Source organism: Bacillus sp. JJ1764 (genome assembly GCF_036962145.1).
Lineage (GTDB): Bacteria > Bacillota > Bacilli > Bacillales > Cytobacillaceae > Neobacillus.
The window spans coordinates 14,753-34,518 of sequence record NZ_JBALNY010000018.1 but is presented as its reverse complement, the minus strand read 5'-3'; the positions used below and the strand labels follow the sequence as shown (position 1 = coordinate 34,518).

Below are 19,766 nucleotides of genomic sequence, written 5' to 3'. Positions count from 1 at the left end.
TTCTTTAACACAGCCTATGAAAAAATAAACAAGTCACTTAAAGGTATCTTATTACCTACAAGTGACCTGTTTTTACACTTTGGTTACCTTTTAATTAATTCTTTTGCTAATTATGTGGCATTCTCATCTAATAATCGGGTTTTGACCTTTCAACTCTAATTCGTAACGTTTTTTTGCAGGTGGGTTTAAATTCGGCTATCATCTTCAAGGCTGTATCATAACCCTAGTACCATTAGACACCATATTTGCCAGCTGAAGGACATCCCGATTAAACATCCTGATGCACCCATGGGATACTGCTTTCCCTATTGAACTCGGGTCATTGGTCCCATGGATACCGTACCCCTGCTTCGAAAGTGACATCCATAATACGCCAAATGGCCCCCCTGGGTGGTATTGACGATTAACGATGACAAATTCGCCAACCGGAGTCCCAGTGAGCATTTTTCCTACGGCAATTGGAAAAATTTTAACCAACTTTCCGCTATTATAAAGAGTCAGTCTTCTTTTTCCAACTGATACTTGAATAGAAAAGGGAATGGTATTCGGTTCGGGGATTCCGGGAATTTGAATTTTTTGGCCTGCATATAAATGGCCATGGCCTAGTCCGGGATTTGCCGCATATAGCCGGCGCAGGCTAACACGATAATCCGCCGAGATTGTGGCAAGTGTTTCACCTGGTTTTACAGTATGAATCAAGTTGATCCCGCCTTTTTTCATTAGCTTATGCCTGCAAAAGCTGTCCGGTCCTTTATGCAAAAAATTTGACCGCAATCAATAGTAGATTGCGGCCAAATTTTTAGTGAATTTCTATATGTTTTTGTTCCATTTTAGGAGTTACTTTTGGACAATTTAGTGTGAGTATTCCATTTTCAAAAACAGCTTCAACAGTTTCCTCATTAATATCTTTCACATAGAACCGACGTACAAATTCTCCGTAATGTCTTTCCTGACGAATAAAATTTTCTTTATCCTCTTTTAAATGTGATTCTCGCTGTGCTGAAATAGTCAGGTAATGTTGATCGTACTCTACTTTAATATCCTCTTTGTCAAATCCAGGCAATTCTGCCTCAATTACATAATGGTCTCCGACGTCTTTAATATCAGTACGGAATAAATGAGTATCGCTTCGGACTGGAGCAAAGAAATTATCGCTGAAGAAATCAGTAAATGAATCCCACATATCTGTGCTTACGTCCTTGGCCTTTTTGAATGGAAATAAGCTGTTCATTGATGATTCCTCCTTTACTTTACTATGATTTATTACAATTTAATTTTAACTCGCAACTAATTAACTGTCAATTTTTTACATTTTATCATCATTTTCGCTATAATTATCAAAATTACTATTAAGACAGTAATAATTTCCGTTATTCCATTCGAAAAAGTGGCGACATGTCTTCCCTTTTAAAATGGATATAAAAATAATCGTTGCTTTTAGCATCATATCGATAATCTTTTTTCCATTCCTCGATATTTTCTACTATTTCCTTAATAGCCTGAACAAACAGTAGAATTTCCTCATTTGTCATGATCGGGTGCAGTGAAAATCGTACCCACCCCGGTTTCGTTGAAAAATCACCCTGGTCAATTTGATCGGTAATTTGTTTAGACTTGTTCTTATCGATATGGAAAAGGTAATGACCATATGTCCCAGCACAGGAACAGCCTCCCCTGACTTGGAAGCCGAAACGGTCATTTAACAGACGAACGATTAAATTGTAATGAACATTGTCTACATAAAAAGATACGATTCCTAAGCGCTTCGTCTGATTTTCTTCTAATAGGTGAAGTCCTGGGATTGTTTTCAACATAGGCAGCAGCATGGATATTTGTTGTTTCTCCCTTTTTACGATATTCTCGATGCCCATTTGTTCTTTTAATTGAATGCAAAGTGCAGTTCGTATTGCTTGTAAAATCCCTGGAGTTCCCCCGTCCTCACGAATTTCGATATTTTGATAATAATGATGTTCGCCCCATGGATTTGTCCATGTAACAGTTCCACCTCCAGGGTGATCGGGAACTTTATTTCCGTATAATTTAGAGTCAAACACCAAAACACCGCTCGTCCCGGGTCCTCCTAAAAATTTATGTGGTGAAAAAACAATCGCATCCAATTTTTCCAGCGGGTCATTTGGGTGCATATTTATGTTGATATAGGGGGCTGATGCGGCAAAATCTATAAAGCATACCCCACCGTGTTGGTGCATGATTTTGGCTAATTGATGATAGGGAGTTTGAATACCTGTAACATTCGAGCAAGCAGTAAAAGACCCAATTTTTATCGTACGGTCTTGATATTGCTCTAATAAGTTTTTCAAGTGGTTTAAATCAACCAACCCATTTTGATCTGCCCGAATCATTTCTACATCCACCATTGACTCACACCATGAAGTCTGATTAGAATGGTGTTCCATATGGGTTATAAAGACAATAGGTCTTTCCGTCACAGGTACAGAGCATTTATCTTTATATTTTTCATGTAGTTTAAATCCTAATATCCTCTGAAATTTATTCATAACAGAAGTCATTCCAAATCCATCAAATAAAACGACATCAGTCGGATGGGCATTGACATGATCCTTAATGATGTTTTTTGCCTGTTGATACATACCCGTCATCATTAAGCTGGTTACATTCGATTCAGTATGGGTATTAGCCATAAATGGTCCAAAAACTTCGGAAATTTTCTGCTCGATAGGGCGATACAGCCTTCCGCTGGCTGTCCAATCTGCATAAATGATCTTTTTCTTGCCATAGGGAGTAATATACTCCTGATTCATTCCAATCACATGTGATCGGAAGGTTTTGAAATAGGTCTCCAAATCGTCTGGAATACGATAAGTCTTACCACCGATTCTAGCTGTTATCATTTCCATTTCCACCTCACCTGGAAATCTTTCCAATTAATATATGCATCGACTTTTTCCATGGGTCAGTTTTGCAGGATAGATTGTGACAATTATGAAAATATTAAAATATTTTTATTGACTGAATTCCTATTAATTTGTTAACATTTGTTTAATTCAATAAAGCAGTCGATGAAGGCTATGGGTGACACTATAGCTGGAGAGGCTTCTGGAGAGACCGTAAAGGAGTTTACGGCGCCGAAGGATTCACAATCTCAGGCAAAAGGACAGGAGAGAAAGTTGTGCATAACCACTTGCGCACTCTTCTTACTTGAGATTGGAGTTGATCCAATCTTTTTTATTTATATTTTATGAGGTGAAAAAATGGAACGACGAAGAGCAGTAGTAAGTGTAATTGGAATGGACAAGGTTGGGATCATCTCGCGTGTCACAACCGTATTAGCAGAAAACAATATGAACATTCTTGACATCAGTCAAACCATTTTACAGGATTTTTTTACAATGATGATGATCATTGATGTTTCAGGGAATGACAATTTAAATAAAGTGCGGGACGAATTAGCTTTAATTGGTGAAGACATGGGCTTAAAAATCCACCTTCAATTAGAGGAAATATTCCAAGCAATGCACAGAATTTAATGAGGAGCGATCGTAGGATGTCAATTGCAATGGATGAGATTTTGCAAACCATTCGAATGGTGCAAATGGAAAACCTAGATATTCGGACTGTTACAATGGGGATTAGTTTACGAGATTGTGCAGATTCCGAGTTTGAAAAAATGAATTTGCAAGTGTATGAGAAAATCACCAAATACGCTAAGAATCTTAAAAGTGTTGCGGAAGAAGTGGAAAAAGAATTTGGGATTCCCATTATCAATAAACGAATTTCCATCACCCCGATTGCCGAAATTCTTGGTAACGCAACCGTCGAACAAACCGTTGAACTTGCTCAAACCTTAGATAAAGCAGCTAAACATTTAGGGGTTGATTTTATTGGAGGGTTCTCTGCACTCGTTCATAAAGGTCAATCAAAAGGAGATCAAACTCTGCTTAAAGCACTGCCAAAGGCTCTAAGTGTGACCGAACGTGTATGCTCTTCCATATCTGTAGCCACTACAAGGACCGGGATTAATATGGATGCTGTCAGAGAGCTGGGCTTCATCATCAAAGAAGCAGCCGAACTTACAGCGGATCAAAATGGAATTGCCTGCGCCAAGCTTGTAGTCTTCAGTAATCCGGTTGAAGATAATCCATTTATGGCAGGAGCGTTTCATGGAGCTGGTGAGGGTGAAGCGGTGATCAATGTTGGTGTCAGTGGTCCTGGTGTAGTATTGAATGCTCTAAAACGTTATCCCGATGCAGATTTAGGTGAAGTTTCCGATATTATTAAGAAAACGGTCTTTAAGATAACCCGTGCTGGTGAGTTAATTGGCCGTGTAGTTGCTGAGCGCCTTGGCATCCCATTTGGTATTATGGATTTGTCATTGGCCCCTACCAATGCGGTCAACGACAGTGTTGCTGAGATTCTCGAAGAAATTGGATTGGAACGGGTCGGTACCCATGGAACCATTGCCGCCTTAGCACTAATGAATGATGCTGTAAAAAAAGGTGGAGCCATGGCCAGTTCTTATGTCGGTGGTTTAAGCGGGGCATTTATTCCTGTCAGTGAAGATAATGGGATGATTCGCGGAATTACCGAAGGAGCCTTGACACTGTCGAAGCTTGAAGCAATGACTTGTGTGTGTTCAGTCGGTTTAGACATGATCGCATTAACAGGAGATGTTTCCCCTGCCACTCTATCCGCAATAATTGCTGATGAAGCTGCTATTGGTATGATTAATAAAAAAACCACTGCTGTAAGGGTCATACCAGTTCCCGGAAAAAAAGAAGGAGAAATGGTGGAATTCGGAGGTCTCCTTGGACGTGCCCCGGTTTTGGGTGTCAACCCTTTTAGCTCCCAAAAAATGATTTCCCGAGGCGGGAGAATTCCAGCACCTCTTCAAGCGTTGATCAACTAAGAAAAGAACCTGTGCCCTCCAATAATGGTACAGGTTCTTTCTTTTACATAACTATAAGAACGATGGTTTTCTCAACGAGCAATGAGAACCTTCGGCATGAAGCTCTGGTGAGAATTCTGCCAGTTTTTTAATGAAATAGCAAGTTTCTGGAAAATGATGTTCTATAAAGCGCAATGTTGTTTTATTGAGGATCCAGTCATTTTTATATTTTTCCATTACTGATTTAATGTACAAATTCATTTGGATCACGGTTCGTCCTACTTCTAACGCCAACTCTCTTTGCCGTGGAAACCCTTGTTCGGTAAATCTTAAATACCCTTTCATATGATGATTCTGAAGGATGTACATTTGAAACTTCTGTGTATAAAAATCCCCCATCTTTTCAACCGATAATTCAATTGGATCAATCACATTTTTTAGTAAGATAATATGTCCTAACTGGTCCTCCAGCCATAAATCAAACAGCTGATCTAAACGAAGCGGCACAGGGGTCTGTCCATTGGCATAATAGGTAAGCTGGCGCAAATATTCTTGATTCTCACTCAATGTGCCATTTAAATACGTCGGAGATAAATTTAAATTGATTTCGTTTTTGATCCGTAAATTTTGCATACGGCCTTCAAATCGAAAATATGCATAAGCCGTTGCATAAGCTTGACTAGCAAAGGTCATTTGTTCATTATCGCTGACATCCACTGCTGGAGGTAATTGCTGAAGATTTTGCAACAAAATGGCAAAAGCCTGAACAAAGTTTTGAGCTTCAGCCATTGCTTTCTCCTCTTCTACCGCCAAATGGTCCCGCACAAATATCGCATGATCCTGTAAAATTTCCAACCAAAACAAATGTTCCTCCCACACACTTATACTTCCGTTCATCCCATCCCCCTCCCTTTATTAAGAACATATTCGTATTTAAACGAAAATATTGTCATATTAAATAAAAAAACGATTACCTTGTCAGTGGTAACCGTTAGGACCTTCAACGATCTTTATAAAATCTTCTAACCTTGTTGAATTTTTTATATACGTTCTGGGTAGTAGATAGTGTTCTTCACTGCTGCCTGATTTTACATAGGGTCCAGGTGTAGTCGTCATACCGAATAAATAATATTTTTTTGTTTCCTTTATAGTTCTATCATTAAAATTTCCATACGGATAGGAAACGGCAATCACAGGTTTACCAGTTATTTTCTCAATGTTTCCTTTTGAATCCTTTAATTCATGGATAAAATCAGTTATCTTGGTTAGGTCAGGGTGGGTGGCAGTATGGGATTGGATCGATATCATACCCGAATCTGCCAGCTTCTTCAAGTCAGCCTTCGATAATCGATTGGGTCGATCAATAAAATCAGAAATCACAAAAAATGTCCCTGAGGGTTTAAATTTGTTAGTTTGTATTTTTTTAAAAATAGTATAAACGTTGAGATTATTTTTATAACCATCATCAAACGTTAGAAAAATCGGCTTATTGACTGTGTATTGTTGCTCCCAATTTTCAAAGGTTAGCGGAGTAAATCCATGCTCTCGCAAGTATAACATTTGTGTTTCAAATTGTTCTGGAGATACATAAAGTTCCTTCATTCCATGGCCAGAATATTGATCAATGGAATGATAGATCAACATAGGTATCGATTTTTCTGCAGAAACCATTACAGGAAAAAGAAAAGTAAACAAACAAAGCAAAAATAAATGCCTTTTCATGATATCCCCCCTTTTCCTTATAACCTCCCCCTTCAAACAAGATATTATATCAATACTCGACTTGTTTTTCATAATAGTGGTAAACTATTCAAAGAAAATAAAAAGAAGGAGCTCTGTAATGACTGATTATAAATGTTTATTTTTAGATGTGGATGGAACCATTCTTACACCGGACAATACCATTCAATCGTCAACGAGGGATGCGATTGCCCAGGTTCAAAATAAGGGAGTGGAGGTTTTTCTGTCTACAGGCAGACCACTGCACGAAATCGATGAACTGGCAAAAGAATTAAACATACAATCATTTGTTGGCTATAATGGTGCTTATGCTAAATATAAAGGTAAGGATCTCTATCAAGAATCAATGGACCCGGAAATTATCGAGCAATTCCTTAAGATTGCAAAAGAGCATAACCATAAAGCTGTTTTATTTACCGATTCAGCTAATTTTTTCACAGAAAAGGATTCACCAACCGTAAAGGAATTCATTGAAGTGTTTCATCTAACCAAAAATGAGGTATATTCCCCGCAAAAAGAACGGAATATTCTCGGAATGACCCTTATGAATCTAAAGGAAACCGACCCTGAACTTTATCAGCCTACACCCGGATTCCACCTGTCACAGGTGAACATTGCCAACATGTTGCATTGTTATGATGTCATTATGGATAAAATTAATAAAGGCTATGGCATTCAAATGGTGTTAAAACATCTTGGACTAAGTAAGGAAGTTGCGATTGCTTTTGGAGATGGGATGAATGATAAGGAAATGCTGCATAGTGTAGGAGAAGGCTTTGCCATGGGGAACGGCCACCCCGATCTTTTCCAATATGCTAAGCATAGAACTACTGCCGTAACAGATTCAGGTATATTTAATGGCTTGAAATCACTCGGATTAGTGGAATAAAAAACGAAGTGCAGAGTCCGCTCTGCACTTTTCTTATATTTTAGTAAAAATGATACCCAACAAGGCAGTTAAAACACCAATTACTTGATAATTTCTTAATTTCTCTTTAAATAAAATAATTCCTGCAAACACAACCACCAGACAATTCAAACTGACAATTGGGAAAACAATACTCGCTGTTCCTGTTTGCAGTGCATAAAAATAGCTGCTATAACCCAGTAAACTAATCAAGCCAACTAATATTCCGACCTTAACCTCAGTTACTTTCCACTCTTCCGGCTTGTTCACACTACAAATTCCTAAATATAAACTACCCCCTCCATACATGGAAATGAGAATATCTAATGAACTAATATGTAATAAAGAGGTTGTTTTCATTAAGATCCCTAATAAGCCAAATGAAAAGATGGATAGGATGACTCGGAGAATCCAAGGTCGATAGTTCATGATCTTGGTAGAACCAGGTGAATATTGGATCAAAATGGCTGAACCCATCATAAAAACAATTCCTAGCCATTGAATGGCTGAAATATGTTCATGAAAAATAATTCCTGCAGTTAGGATAGGGAAAATCGTATTGGTCCCTATTAATGGCGATGTCAAGCTTGCCGGGCCATTCTCAAAAGCTTTAGACATTTGGATATTCCCATTTGCATTTAAAACCCCGATAATTCCACCCAATATGATCGTCATGAGGGAAATATGCATCTCATGAAAAATACCATATCCAAGCGAAAGTAAAAATGCGGTGAAATAAAAGAATAGTTGAATATGTATCTTCGATAACTGATGTGCTGTGCTCCACTTAAAGATGGTATTGTTCATTCCAAAACAAACCATGGTGATAAAGGCTGCGACAATCCACATGATGATCCTTCTTTCGTTTTTTGTGTCCCTAAAAAATCATAAACCTACTTTCTACTAATCTCAATCATTTTTTCAAAATTATCATTTTTTTGCAGGAATATGTTGTTATTTCATGGTTTCCGTCTTGTTTTGATAGCTTTTGTCAAGCAGCAGGAAAATGGGATACCCGTTGGTGAATACTTATTCTAAAAGGGGTATCTTCCTATAGAAATAGAAAGGAATGATCAAATTTGGCTGCTTATACATTAAAAGAAGTGTCAAAAAAAATAAATGTTAAATCCGGATTAATCCGTCAATGGGAGAAAGAATTTGCTGAATTATTGAATTTCCCTCGCTCTAAACAAGGTGCGAGAATTTACACCGATCTGGAGGTTGATTATTTACTGGAAATAAAGACTCTCCACTCGCAAAAGCTGGGAAAAGAAATCATAAGGCAAACACTGCAGCAGAAATCAGAACCTCCCTCTGATTTGATATCAGAAGATCGGGAAGAAATTTATGTACCCTTTAATGTTCCGGAAAGTTTCTCAGAAGATAAAATGAACTCTAACGACCTTTCGGTAAACCTTGTAACTGAAACTGTTCCAGAGGTAATTGAAATAGAAGAAAAGACACCGAATGTTAATCAATTTTTCGAAGCCCTTGATACTTATACAAAAAATTTTTTAGATGATGTAAAAGAAGAAATTCGAACGGTTGTACGTAAAGAATTATTAGAAGACGTAAAAAAGGAAATTAAAAATGGTACATTAACGACCGTAAAATCCTTATCTGATTCCATCTACAAGTCAACCGCCAATACCAAAGCTGACATTGAAGAGCTAACGGAAACGTTCGAATCGGCATCTAAGCTGAATGCAGACCGTTTAAAATATTTATCTGACAGTATTAAGAATGTGTCAATTGAAACATATGATGAAATATCCACCCTTTCAAAGCAAATCGCCGAAACAACTGAGGATTTAACAAACTACATTGAAAACACCAATTTTGAACTTTCTCATTTATCCGAGGCGATTATTCATGATCGCGAATTTTTCATGGAAGAGCGTGAACAATACCTACATGAAGTCCAGCAACGTGAGATTGCTTTCCAACAAATGCTCACTAATTTCAGAGAGGTCGCGGGAGCTAAAGAAAAGAAGTGGTGGAAATTTTGGAATTAATAGTTTACAAGGAAACCTTACTGTCACTCGGGTATTTTGATTTTTTTCATGGGGGGATGAAGCATGAATTCAAGTGAAGTAGCCAAGTTGTTGGGAGTGTCTGTAAGTACCATTCAAAGATGGGTAAAACAACTTGAATTACCAATGGAACGTAACGAACGGGGCCATTATCTATTTAAAGAAGAAGATATTCATATGTTAAAAGAAATTCATGACCAACTGCAAAATGGTGTTCTGTTACAAGATATCACACCTGTTAAAGATAAGAAGCAAACCCGAAAAGGTACTGTCAAAACGGCCGAAAATGATCAAGCCATGGACATGTTGAATGAAAGAGTAAAAGTGTTGGAACAGGGACTTCATACAAAGGCCGATTCGGTTGCTTCCTATCAATTATTGCAGCACCGTCGGGAACTTGAAGAATTACAAGAGCTGGTAAGTCATATGTCCAAACAAATCGAACAGCTTCAGACCGAAATAAATATGTTAAAAAAGCCCGACCAGCCTGAGAAACCATATGTATTAGATCACGGAAAAGTGAAAAGAAAGAAGAAGAACTTTGTTAGTACTTTGTTTGGTTTCTAATAAATAAAGTATGACCGAACTTCTGAGGTTCGGTCATACTTATAGATGTTCTTTTATGCTTCCCTCGTTTTTTTCTCCATTTCAAATAGATCCCCCACAAAGGAAATCTCGTTAATAGAAACAGCAATTTCCCCGCTTGGAATTTTAAGAGCTATTTTTTCGCCCTTTTCTTTTAAAAGTAACTGCCTTCCTACAGGTGACATGAACGAAATCAGCCCTTGATCTGGATCTGAGGCATCCGGAAAACAAATTACATAATCCTCCGTTTCATCGTCATCATCATATTTAATGGTAACCTTCGTACCTATAAAAACCTTTGGAAAAACAGTAATAATGCTCTTTTTATGATTTCGCTTCAGTAATTCTTCTAACTCTAAAGCATACAGATTAAAGAAGTGTTTCATTCGTTCTTGAACCGGCGTTGATGATAGGTACAAATTGGTTAATTCTTTGATGTTTTCATCAATAAACCCCAATTGCTGAAGAAAATATTCTCTGTTCGAACGTACACTATGGTTCATAGAAAATAGCCCCCCTACTAGGATCGAATTTCCTGCCAAATTTCATTAATTTTTTCATGATCGATTCCTCCTAAAAAAAAATTGATCTTTCCAAGCTTAAGGACTGCTTTAAACAACTGGAAGATCTTAACACCATATTAACATATTGTTACAAAAAACTCCCAAATACAGTGTTTACAAGTTGAGCGTTACATTTAAAATTGCTCCTTAAATAGTGTTAAAATTAAGAAAATGACAATATATGAAATGAGGAGATGACGTTGAGCTTTGTCCGTGAGAAAATCAGTTCGAAGTTTTTTCTCTTCCTGATCCTTGCTTTTTTGTTAATCCATGTTCCTATTATCGGCAATTATATTAGAGTGATTGATACGTTGATTCATGAATCGGGGCATGCCTTTATGGCGTTGCTTGGAGGAAATGTCCAGACCATCTCGTTATTTTCTAATTCGGAAGGCGCTACTTTGAGCAATCAAACCACTTGGATTGGTAGCTTCTTTACCAGCTTAGCAGGGTACACATTTGCTTCATTCATGGCCTTCCTCGCGTTTTTACTAATTGGCAGGAGAAAGCAAATTTTATTGATTGATATTTTATTGGGCTTTATTTTTTGTAATTTAATCTTTTGGGTAAGAAATCCATATGGTATTTTTTGGCTTTGTTCCTTTGCAGCGGGGTTTCTATTTTTACTCATTAAAGGAACACGAGCCTTTAGGGATCATTTATTACTGCTGATCGCTTGCATTTTGCTTGCAGATTCTCTACAAAGTGCTTATGAAGTCATGTATTTAAGTATTTTTTACCCACAGGCTGCGGGTGATGCCGCAAATCTTGCCAATCTCACAAAAATAGTCCCAACACTAGCATGGGGAGTGTTATTTTTCCTTCAAGCGGTTTGGTTTTGCTATAACGGGTTGAAAAGGGGTTATTATAAATTGAGTTAATAAAGGTTGTTGCATGAACAAATTAATGGCTTCGTGAAGGACGTTTTTGTTGTGGCTTCCGCTTCTTTTGGCTTTCATACTGCCTATGAACGACGCTTGTCTGGCGGCCCCCTCTTCTTTTGTCTTTCAGACCACCTATGATAGACATCTTTCTTTCAACTTTACCGAGTTCTTCTTTCATATTACTGATGAAAGGATTTTTCCAAATTTAAAAAACGCATTAGAATTCAATTAGAATTCCGATGCGTTTTTTCGTTTTACCTATTGCTTCCTATTAGTGAAACCGTTACTAAACAGGAATTCCGTTATTTTTTTCGCAAATCTTTTTGTGTTTCTTCACTGCGAATATTAACTTCCTTTGACAATTCTGTCTCCTTCTTCAAGTTATTTGGGTATTTATTTTTACGTTCACGGTTGTCATTTCGGTTTGTCATCAAAATACCTCCCTTCCTGCATGAAGATTATTTTGTACAAGAAAAGGGTATTTCATAACGGATTAAAGCCATTATTTTCATTAAGATGATAAACGGATTGACAACAAACTCACTGTTTTTTAAAATACACAAATTTGAGGAAGTCAATTATTTTTTTCGCTAGGAGACATTTGGCAATTTGTATTTTATCAGAACTGTTGATTATTTCTGTAATATGCATCGAATTGGCACTGCCTTGTAAACCTTTTTTTCTCGAATACTAAGTCCAGTGGCACTACATATGATCTCGTCCATTGATAAAAGTTTAGCATGCTGATTGTTACTCCCACTATTAAAATATGATTTGTTGAATTCAGCCAAACTCATGTTCATATATTATTTAGAGGTGATTGAAATGGATAAACAATTGCAACAAACGTTTGATTTCCGTTTTATCAAAATCGGTAATATGGTCAATGGTGGAGTTCTGCAAATCGGGAGTGGATCTTTAAAAAAACAACGAACCCAACAATCTGCCTATACTACTGTTGGAACTTCATTAATTCATCTAGGAGCCCCTATGGAATTTGCTGTCCCATTACAAGCACCTGTTCGTTCGAAGTACTAAGTTTTGTGAATGGCGGAACAACTGATTACCATTTCGGAAGAATTACCTTCAAAGTTGTTCCTTTCCCTTTTTGACTATCTATTTCTATTCTCCCATGGTGCAAATCGATAATGGATTCAACAATGGACAAACCTAGCCCTGTACCTTCAACAGATCGCTTCCTTGAGGTATCCGCTCGGTAAAATCTATCAAATATCCGTTTTATTTCATTTTCATCCATGCCGATCCCTGAATCTTTAAATGTGACCACTACCTGTGACTCCATCTCCGATAAGTCAATGTCTATGGTACCATTTTCATGATTATATTTAATCGCATTCGTCAATAAATTTTCCCACACGGAATACAACAAAGCGGAATCCCCATTAAGCCAAACATCTGGTATCGTGTAGCTGGCCATGATGCCTTTTTCCATCATACTGTATTGATACTGATGGATAACCACTTTTAACTGAGCCCCAATATTCACTCGGCTGACTTCCAACAAATCCCTTTTACTTTCAATAGAAGATAGTAGTAAAAGTTGTTTCGTCATTTTTGAAAGCCGGTCTACCTCTGAATGAACCACACGGATGTATTCCTTTTTATGTGATTCACTCTTATCATCATTTTCTAACAGGTTTAAATACCCCTTAATATTGGTCAGTGGTGATTGAATGTCATGAGAAATATTTGAGACCAACTCTTTACGCAACTGATCGACACGGGCCAATTTTTCCGACATCCTACTAAAATTAATGGCCAAATGGCCCAGTTCGTCTCTACGAGAAATATCAAGTTTGATCGAATAATTTCCCTCGGAAATCTCCTTAGTGGCTTTGTCTAGCTTACGAATGGGTTGAACCAAGTATTTTGTACTGATCGACACCATTAAAATGCTTAATAAAATAGAAAGGATTAATAACCAGCCAAATAATATATGCATTTCATTAAACAACAACTTAATATCTGGTCTTATGAACAAGGCATACCTTTGACTTTGATGAGTAAAAGGAACACCTACTGAATTCTTCAATTCATTGGCAAAAAAACCGGTCACAAAGGTCTTATGAGGGAAATTGCGTATTCCGTGATACACTTTTCCATCCAATACTTTTTGGCTGATAGATTCAGGCAAATTCTCTACTCGAAATGGTGATCCAAAATATTGCCTATGCCCGTTTTGGTTGACCAATAAGATTTGGTATCCAATTGCTCCATTATGTTCAAAATAATCATTTAGACTAACCGTTGGATGTTTACTGGCAAAATCGGCCATTTCATAGGCAAACTTGGTTATTTTCTCATCATTTTGTTGCTTCAAATTGGATTGATAATAGACATTAGATAATAAAAAAGAAATCACCCCACTTACAATCATGATCATAATTGTAATGAAGGCAAATTTACTATACATCGATTTCATGATCATTATAAAACCTCCAGTGAATAGCCGACCCCTCGGATTGTTTTGATCGTAAAATCGTCTGCAATATCTTCAAACCTCTCACGCAATCTTTTAATATGTACGTCCACCGTTCTTTCATCACCTTCAAAATCCAATCCCCATACTTTTTCGATAAGATGGCTTCGACTGAAGACTTGGTTGGGATGGCTTGCCAAAAATGATAAAAGTTCAAATTCTTTTAGTGGCAGCATGAAAGTTTTGGTATTGATTTTAACTTCATAGCTTTTCCTATTTATAGCCAAGGAACCTAAATGAATATTAGCTTCACTTGCCTTCCCATAACGGCGCAGCAACGCATTGACTCGGAAGATTAACTCCTTTGGTTCGAAAGGTTTGACTAAATAATCATCTGTTCCAGCTTCAAACCCTTTTTCCTTATCGTCAATTTGGCTTTTGGCTGTCAACAAAACTACCGGGATGTCATAGGATCTTCTAATTTCCTTAGTAAGCTGGTATCCATCCATCACTGGCATCATGATATCTACAATCGCCAAATCAATTATCGCTTTTTTCATTAATGTTAAAGCAGCCGTCCCATTTTCAGCTGCAAAAACCTTAAAGCCTTCCTTAGATAAAATACTTTTAACCAAATTGCGAATCCATTCATCATCGTCTACAACTAAGACTGATTTCATCTTTTCACCCGCTTTTCTTACAGAGTAACCTTCTTCATTTTACTAATACAAAATTAAAAAGAAAAGATTCTATTCATTTAGCTATTAGACATAGTAACAACTTTTATGGTAACATTAGGTTGTTACTTTTAGCAGAGGAGGAGGAACTTCACTTGATACATTTTAAACATGTGATTAAAAAGTATCGTTCGAAAACGATTATTAACGATTTTTCCCTGGAGATTGAACCAGGTCAATTAGTTGTGTTCATCGGTCCAAGCGGTTGTGGTAAAACCACCCTTCTGAAAATGATAAATAAATTGATTCTACCTACAACAGGTCAGATTTATGTGAATGGCAAAGAAATTTCTACAATGAACCCCATTGAACTTCGCAGAAATATAGGTTATGTCATCCAAAATACTGGATTATTTCCACATATGACCATTCAAGAAAATCTTGAATTAATTCCTAAGATTAAGGGTGAAGATCCAATACAGATAGAGCAAAGAACGAAAGAATTACTTGAAATCGTTGGACTTGACCCAACGGAATTTTTACAAAGGTACCCTAAGGAATTAAGTGGCGGTCAACAACAAAGAGTTGGAGTGGCACGAGCCTTTTCAACCAATTCAGATATCATTTTAATGGATGAGCCTTTCAGTGCATTAGACCCTGTTACACGGGCATCATTGCAAGATGAGCTGTACCAAATGCAAAAGGAATTAAACAAGACCATTATATTTGTAACCCATGACATGGACGAAGCTATTAAAATAGCGGATAAGATTTGTATATTAAAAGATGGAGATATTCTTCAATATGATACTCCGGAAGCAATTCTTAAAAGTCCGGCAAATGAATTTGTATCAGACTTTATCGGAAAGCGAAGAGTTTGGAACAACCCTGAGTTATTAATGGCTGAAGATATCATGATTCCGGACCCAGTAAAAATTAATCCAAAACGAAACGTTCTTCAAGCGATTGAAATTATGAAGGAACATAAGGTGGACAGTTTAATGGTTACTGGTAAAAATAATATCTTAATTGGACTGGTAACATTAAAAGGAATTCAGCTGCTTGACCGTAATTCATCAATTGAATCAATCATGGAACAAAACGTTCTGTCAGTATCGGAAGACGCTAATTTAATTTCCATTTTAGAAGCGATGAATGAACACAAAATAGGTTATTTACCTGTTGTTAACCAAATGAATCAGTTAACAGGACTTATTACACGAAGCAGCATTTTATCTGCATTAAGCAGCCAATTAATCGATATGGAGGTGGCATTTTAATGCGCGAAATGTGGAGTTATCTTAGTACAAATTACCAACAAATTCTTGAGCTTTTAGGACAGCATATTTATTTAAGTATTTTTTCAGTATTAGTGGCTGTTATTATTGGTATTCCGCTTGGCATCTTAATATCAAGAGAACCAAGGCTTTCAAAACCAATACTTGGCGTGACCAATGTTGTGCAAGCCATTCCAAGTCTTGCCCTACTCGGTTTTTTAATTCCTTTCGTAGGAATTGGCAGTACACCAGCCATTGTCATGGTCGTCCTATATTCCCTACTTCCTATTGTAAAGAACACATATACTGGTTTAACAAATATTGATCGTGATATTCTGGAAGCCGCCAAAGGTATCGGTCTTACCAAAAGTCAAACCATGAGGAAAATTCAGCTGCCACTAGCTTTTCCGATGATTATGGCGGGTATCAGAATTTCTGCCGTTACGGCGGTAGGCTTAATGACGATTGCTGCATTTGTCGGTGCGGGCGGACTTGGTTACCTTGTGTTTTCGGGGGTACAAACCGTTGATAATGCGATGATTCTGGCCGGAGCGATTCCAGCCTGTATTCTAGCCTTATTAATCGACTTTGTTGTTGGCAAACTAGAAACTTCTCTTTCTTATGAAAGAACCAAAAAATCAGGCAAGAAAACAAGCAAAAAGCTAATTCTTTCGTTTGTATCACCCATAATCATCATTGGTGGTGTCTTTGCCATTTACAACAAAGCCCATGCAGATGAAAAAATCGTCATAGGTTCGAAAAATTTTTCTGAACAATTAATCTTAGGAAATATGCTGGCCGATTTAATAGAAAACAAGACTGATATAAAGGTTGAACGAAAATTAAATCTTGGTGGGTCCCAAGTAACCTTTAGTGCTTTAAAAAATGGTGATATCGATGCCTATGTGGAATACACCGGAACAGGATTAGTAAATATTCTGAACCAACCACCAGCAAATGATCCTCAAAAAGTGTATGATTACGTTCAAAAAGAATTTAATCAAAAATATGGAATATCATTGTTAAAACCTTTGGGATTTAATAACACCTATGCACTGGCGATTCGTCAAGATACAGCCACTGAATATGGGTTAGAAACGATCTCTGATTTGGCAAAAATCAGTGGAAGCTTGACCATGGGTCCAACGATTGAATTCCCCAATAGGGAAGATGGTTTAATTGGACTCACAAAATCCTATAATATGCAGTTTAAAGATGTTAAAGCGGTGGATGGAGGACTGCGTTATACCGCATTAGAGAATCACAAAAGTGATGTTATTGATGCTTTTTCGACCGATGGCTTAATACAAGAGTTCCATTTAAAAGTCTTAAAGGATGACAAAGGATTTTTCCCACCATACTACGCTGTTCCGATCATTAAGAATGAAACTCTTAAAGAGCATCCTGAATTAAAACAGATTTTAAACGGATTAGCAGGAAAGTTAACTGATGATAAAATGCGGGAGCTCAACTACAAGGTTGATAGTTTAAAACAATCCCCTGCCAAGGTCGCAAAGGAATTTTTAGAAAAAGAAGGATTGATGAAGTAACCATTACAGTAGCCAGATTCTAAAATGGAATCTGGCTATTCATTTAAAAAGTGAATGACCCTATCTAATGTTTTTTCATCGCCAATCACAAGTAAGATATCTCCTTCCAGAATTAATACATAAGGGCCTGGGGAAATGATTAATTCTCCATTTCGTTTAATCCCAATCACTGTGCCGCCGGTATTCTGCCAAAACTTTACGTCCGAAATCGTTTTTCCGATATGAGTACAGCCCGGAAACACCTCAACTTCGATTGGTGTCAATGGATTTGTATGACGTAGTTTGCCTGAGTAATCAAGGATTTTTCTTAATGTGTCAAAAAGCCTTTCATCCAATACATTTCTCTCTTCCATTAAGGAATTCATTTTCTTTTCAAGATCTTTAATACTTTCTAAATTTGAAAAACGTGATATATATTTGAAGGCATTTTCGCGTGATGATATGATAATGCCGCTTCCCTTCGTTGAATGAACAATTTCTACATCTTCTAAAATTTTAATCGCTCTTCTTACCGTTTCCGGAGATACTTTATAATCGCTGGCCAATGTGGAGCGGCCATGAATTTTTTCTCCAACTTTAAACTCTCCATTATAAATTCGATTTGCCAAATCTATGGCAATCCGCTCGTAAGTCGGCATTTGTGTTCTTTGCATTACGACCTCCACCCAATCACTATTACCATATTTATTTGAATATCTTTTCTTTCTTCACTATACACTTTTACTATTATATTTTCGAGAGGGTGTTATGAAATCTTTAGGTTTTCATGAAACTGGACATAATTGTAAAGACACTTAATTCCTGAGGTGACAAATGAAACAGAAGATTATTCTAATTTTTAGTATACTATTTATATGCTTTATGACCGGATTATTGATTTATTACCTGATAAAGGGTGATTCATCTAGATGGCAAGTATCTCTCGGAGGGATTTTAGCAAGCGGTTTACCATTACTGCTTTTACGAATGAAAGAAATTCCATTTAATATCCCGATCATCTTCGGCTATTTTATTTTTTTATTTTGCTCATTATTTTTGGGCTCAATTTCAAGCTTTTATCTTCATTATAAATGGTGGGATTCCACCCTGCATTTTTACAAAGGAATGTATATTGGATTTGTGGGGATTCCCTTATTTAAGACGATGATACCAACGCATGTCAGAGATGATGTTTCTGTTTGGATGGTAGCCCTTTTTGTACTCTCTCTAGCGGCGCTGGCCAGCGTCCTATGGGAAATATATGAATTTGTCGGTGACTTGACATTCACACATACTATGCAAAGAGGCGGAAATAAAGATACAATGTTGGATTTGCTGTCCGGCATGGCTGGTGGACTTCTCCCGGCTTTTTATGCCTTACTAAAAAAGAAGAAGGGTTGAGGGTGGTATTTATGAACAGAAAACTCGTTATTTTATTGAGTTCCCTGTATGTCGTATTTATGGCTATATTAGTATTCTATTACCGGCAGCACGGACAGGATTTTAAATCAACCGTCGCAATCGGTGGCATCGCATGTGGAGCAATTCCATTACTGCTGGCCCTTTTCACCAAGCTGAAATTTAATTTACCCATTGTCATTTCTTATTTAATCTTTTTGATTGGTTCGCAATATTTTGGCTCGATTCGCGGTTGGTATGGACTTGGCTGGTGGGATACGTTTATGCATTTTGTCAGTGGGGCCATTCTCGCCTTTGCTGGAATAGCTCTATACGAACGGCTTATTCATCGAAATGCCGGTGCGCACATATCCCCATGGTTTGTGTTTTTATTTACCTTGGCCTTTGCTGCCTTGGGTGGGGTTCTCTGGGAAATTTATGAGTTCAGCTGTGATCAGTTTTTTGGGATGACTTTACAGGGCGGCGGAAATACGGATACAATGACTGATCTAATCGCGGATACTGTTGGCGGGCTCGTGATCGCCATTTGGGCAGGGATTCGGACAAAGATAAAATTGAATCAAATTTGAAATAGCAGTATTGGCATGAGTTTGGACACGATCTTGTTTTATTAGTTCTTCCATGGCCGAAGTTGGTTAGACTTCGGACGCTATCTTGCTTTATTAATTCTTCCTTGTCCGAAGTTGCTTCCTCTTCCGACACAATCTTGCTTTATTGGTTCTTCCTAGTCCGAAGCTGTCTTAACTTCGGACACACTTTTACTTTATTGGGTCTTTCATGTCTGAAGTTGGTTAGACTTCGGACGCTATCTTACTTTTTTAATTCTTTCTTGTCTGAAGTTGGTT

22 protein-coding genes and 1 riboswitch are annotated in these 19,766 nt (G+C 37.3%); of the genes, 11 read left to right on the top strand and 11 right to left on the bottom strand.

Annotated features, from left to right (window positions below; all coding sequences use genetic code 11):
- Positions 1-204: 204 nt before the first annotated feature.
- From V7083_RS02840 to V7083_RS02830, 3 genes are all read right to left on the bottom strand, one after another.
- Positions 205-720, bottom strand: coding sequence for a L,D-transpeptidase family protein (locus V7083_RS02840; protein WP_335475160.1), 516 nt, complete (start codon positions 718-720; stop codon positions 205-207).
- Between the two features lie 79 nt (positions 721-799).
- Positions 800-1,231 (bottom strand): Hsp20/alpha crystallin family protein, encoded by a 432-nt coding sequence (locus V7083_RS02835; RefSeq protein ID WP_335475158.1) that lies wholly within the window; start codon positions 1,229-1,231, stop codon positions 800-802.
- A gap of 139 nt (positions 1,232-1,370) precedes the next feature.
- Positions 1,371-2,873, bottom strand: coding sequence for an aminotransferase class V-fold PLP-dependent enzyme (locus V7083_RS02830; RefSeq protein ID WP_335475156.1), 1,503 nt, complete (start codon positions 2,871-2,873; stop codon positions 1,371-1,373).
- A gap of 195 nt (positions 2,874-3,068) precedes the next feature.
- Positions 3,069-3,150: riboswitch (glycine riboswitch) on the top strand.
- 83 nt (positions 3,151-3,233) lie between these two features.
- On the opposite strand from V7083_RS02830, the gene V7083_RS02825 reads away from it, so the two are divergent.
- The gene (locus V7083_RS02825; protein ID WP_335475154.1) at positions 3,234-3,509 is read left to right on the top strand and encodes an ACT domain-containing protein; all 276 of its coding nucleotides are present in this window, start codon (positions 3,234-3,236) and stop codon (positions 3,507-3,509) included.
- 17 nt (positions 3,510-3,526) lie between these two features.
- Complete coding sequence (locus tag V7083_RS02820) at positions 3,527-4,888, top strand: PFL family protein (protein WP_335475152.1); 1,362 nt, start codon at positions 3,527-3,529, stop codon at positions 4,886-4,888.
- 51 nt (positions 4,889-4,939) lie between these two features.
- Here the strand turns inward: V7083_RS02820 and V7083_RS02815 are convergent, their stop codons facing one another.
- Positions 4,940-5,764, bottom strand: a complete 825-nt coding sequence (locus V7083_RS02815; protein WP_335475150.1) for a DUF2935 domain-containing protein — start codon at positions 5,762-5,764, stop codon at positions 4,940-4,942.
- Between the two features lie 81 nt (positions 5,765-5,845).
- On the bottom strand, positions 5,846-6,589 hold the full coding sequence (locus tag V7083_RS02810; protein WP_335475148.1) for a polysaccharide deacetylase family protein: 744 nt from the start codon (positions 6,587-6,589) through the stop codon (positions 5,846-5,848).
- A gap of 118 nt (positions 6,590-6,707) precedes the next feature.
- Between V7083_RS02810 and V7083_RS02805 the strand changes: the two genes are divergently transcribed.
- The gene (locus V7083_RS02805; RefSeq protein WP_335475146.1) at positions 6,708-7,496 is read left to right on the top strand and encodes an HAD family hydrolase; all 789 of its coding nucleotides are present in this window, start codon (positions 6,708-6,710) and stop codon (positions 7,494-7,496) included.
- A 33-nt stretch (positions 7,497-7,529) separates the two neighbouring features.
- Here V7083_RS02805 and V7083_RS02800 read toward each other — a convergent pair whose 3' ends face one another.
- Positions 7,530-8,363 carry an EamA family transporter gene (locus V7083_RS02800; RefSeq protein WP_335475143.1) on the bottom strand — a complete coding sequence of 278 codons (834 nt, stop codon included), beginning with the start codon at positions 8,361-8,363 and terminating at the stop codon, positions 7,530-7,532.
- A 230-nt stretch (positions 8,364-8,593) separates the two neighbouring features.
- Between V7083_RS02800 and V7083_RS02795 the strand changes: the two genes are divergently transcribed.
- Positions 8,594-9,529 carry a MerR family transcriptional regulator gene (locus V7083_RS02795; protein ID WP_335475141.1) on the top strand — a complete coding sequence of 312 codons (936 nt, stop codon included), beginning with the start codon at positions 8,594-8,596 and terminating at the stop codon, positions 9,527-9,529.
- Between the two features lie 63 nt (positions 9,530-9,592).
- Entirely contained in the window at positions 9,593-10,114 is a 522-nt protein-coding gene (locus V7083_RS02790) for a MerR family transcriptional regulator (protein WP_335475139.1), read from the top strand.
- Between the two features lie 53 nt (positions 10,115-10,167).
- Here the strand turns inward: V7083_RS02790 and V7083_RS02785 are convergent, their stop codons facing one another.
- Entirely contained in the window at positions 10,168-10,635 is a 468-nt protein-coding gene (locus V7083_RS02785; RefSeq protein ID WP_335475137.1) for a GreA/GreB family elongation factor, read from the bottom strand.
- Between the two features lie 254 nt (positions 10,636-10,889).
- On the opposite strand from V7083_RS02785, the gene V7083_RS02780 reads away from it, so the two are divergent.
- On the top strand, positions 10,890-11,576 hold the full coding sequence (locus V7083_RS02780; protein ID WP_335475135.1) for a M50 family metallopeptidase: 687 nt from the start codon (positions 10,890-10,892) through the stop codon (positions 11,574-11,576).
- Between the two features lie 305 nt (positions 11,577-11,881).
- Here the strand turns inward: V7083_RS02780 and V7083_RS02775 are convergent, their stop codons facing one another.
- Positions 11,882-12,010: a hypothetical protein gene (locus V7083_RS02775; protein ID WP_335475132.1), complete on the bottom strand. Its 129-nt coding sequence runs from the start codon at positions 12,008-12,010 to the stop codon at positions 11,882-11,884.
- 394 nt (positions 12,011-12,404) lie between these two features.
- On the opposite strand from V7083_RS02775, the gene V7083_RS02770 reads away from it, so the two are divergent.
- Entirely contained in the window at positions 12,405-12,617 is a 213-nt protein-coding gene (locus V7083_RS02770) for a hypothetical protein (protein ID WP_335475130.1), read from the top strand.
- 25 nt (positions 12,618-12,642) lie between these two features.
- Here the strand turns inward: V7083_RS02770 and V7083_RS02765 are convergent, their stop codons facing one another.
- Positions 12,643-14,028, bottom strand: a complete 1,386-nt coding sequence (locus tag V7083_RS02765; RefSeq protein ID WP_335475128.1) for a sensor histidine kinase — start codon at positions 14,026-14,028, stop codon at positions 12,643-12,645.
- Positions 14,028-14,699, bottom strand: a complete 672-nt coding sequence (locus V7083_RS02760) for a response regulator transcription factor (RefSeq protein WP_335475126.1) — start codon at positions 14,697-14,699, stop codon at positions 14,028-14,030. Before V7083_RS02760 ends, V7083_RS02765 begins: the two co-directional genes overlap by 1 nt.
- A 152-nt stretch (positions 14,700-14,851) precedes the next feature.
- Here V7083_RS02760 and V7083_RS02755 point away from each other — a divergent pair, with 152 nt between their 5' ends.
- Positions 14,852-15,976, top strand: coding sequence for an ABC transporter ATP-binding protein (locus V7083_RS02755; RefSeq protein WP_335475124.1), 1,125 nt, complete (start codon positions 14,852-14,854; stop codon positions 15,974-15,976).
- Positions 15,976-17,523, top strand: a complete 1,548-nt coding sequence (locus V7083_RS02750) for an ABC transporter permease/substrate-binding protein (RefSeq protein WP_335475122.1) — start codon at positions 15,976-15,978, stop codon at positions 17,521-17,523. The genes V7083_RS02755 and V7083_RS02750 overlap by 1 nt, the downstream gene beginning before the upstream one ends.
- Before the next feature lie 35 nt (positions 17,524-17,558).
- On the opposite strand, the gene V7083_RS02745 is transcribed toward V7083_RS02750, so the two are convergent.
- A complete protein-coding gene (locus V7083_RS02745) occupies positions 17,559-18,176 on the bottom strand; it encodes a TrkA C-terminal domain-containing protein (protein WP_335475120.1) in 618 nt (205 codons plus the stop codon).
- A gap of 160 nt (positions 18,177-18,336) precedes the next feature.
- Here V7083_RS02745 and V7083_RS02740 point away from each other — a divergent pair, with 160 nt between their 5' ends.
- Positions 18,337-18,903, top strand: a complete 567-nt coding sequence (locus tag V7083_RS02740; protein WP_335475118.1) for a membrane-spanning protein — start codon at positions 18,337-18,339, stop codon at positions 18,901-18,903.
- Positions 18,904-18,914: 11 nt separating this feature from the next.
- Positions 18,915-19,490: a hypothetical protein gene (locus tag V7083_RS02735; RefSeq protein WP_335475116.1), complete on the top strand. Its 576-nt coding sequence runs from the start codon at positions 18,915-18,917 to the stop codon at positions 19,488-19,490.
- Positions 19,491-19,766: the final 276 nt, after the last annotated feature.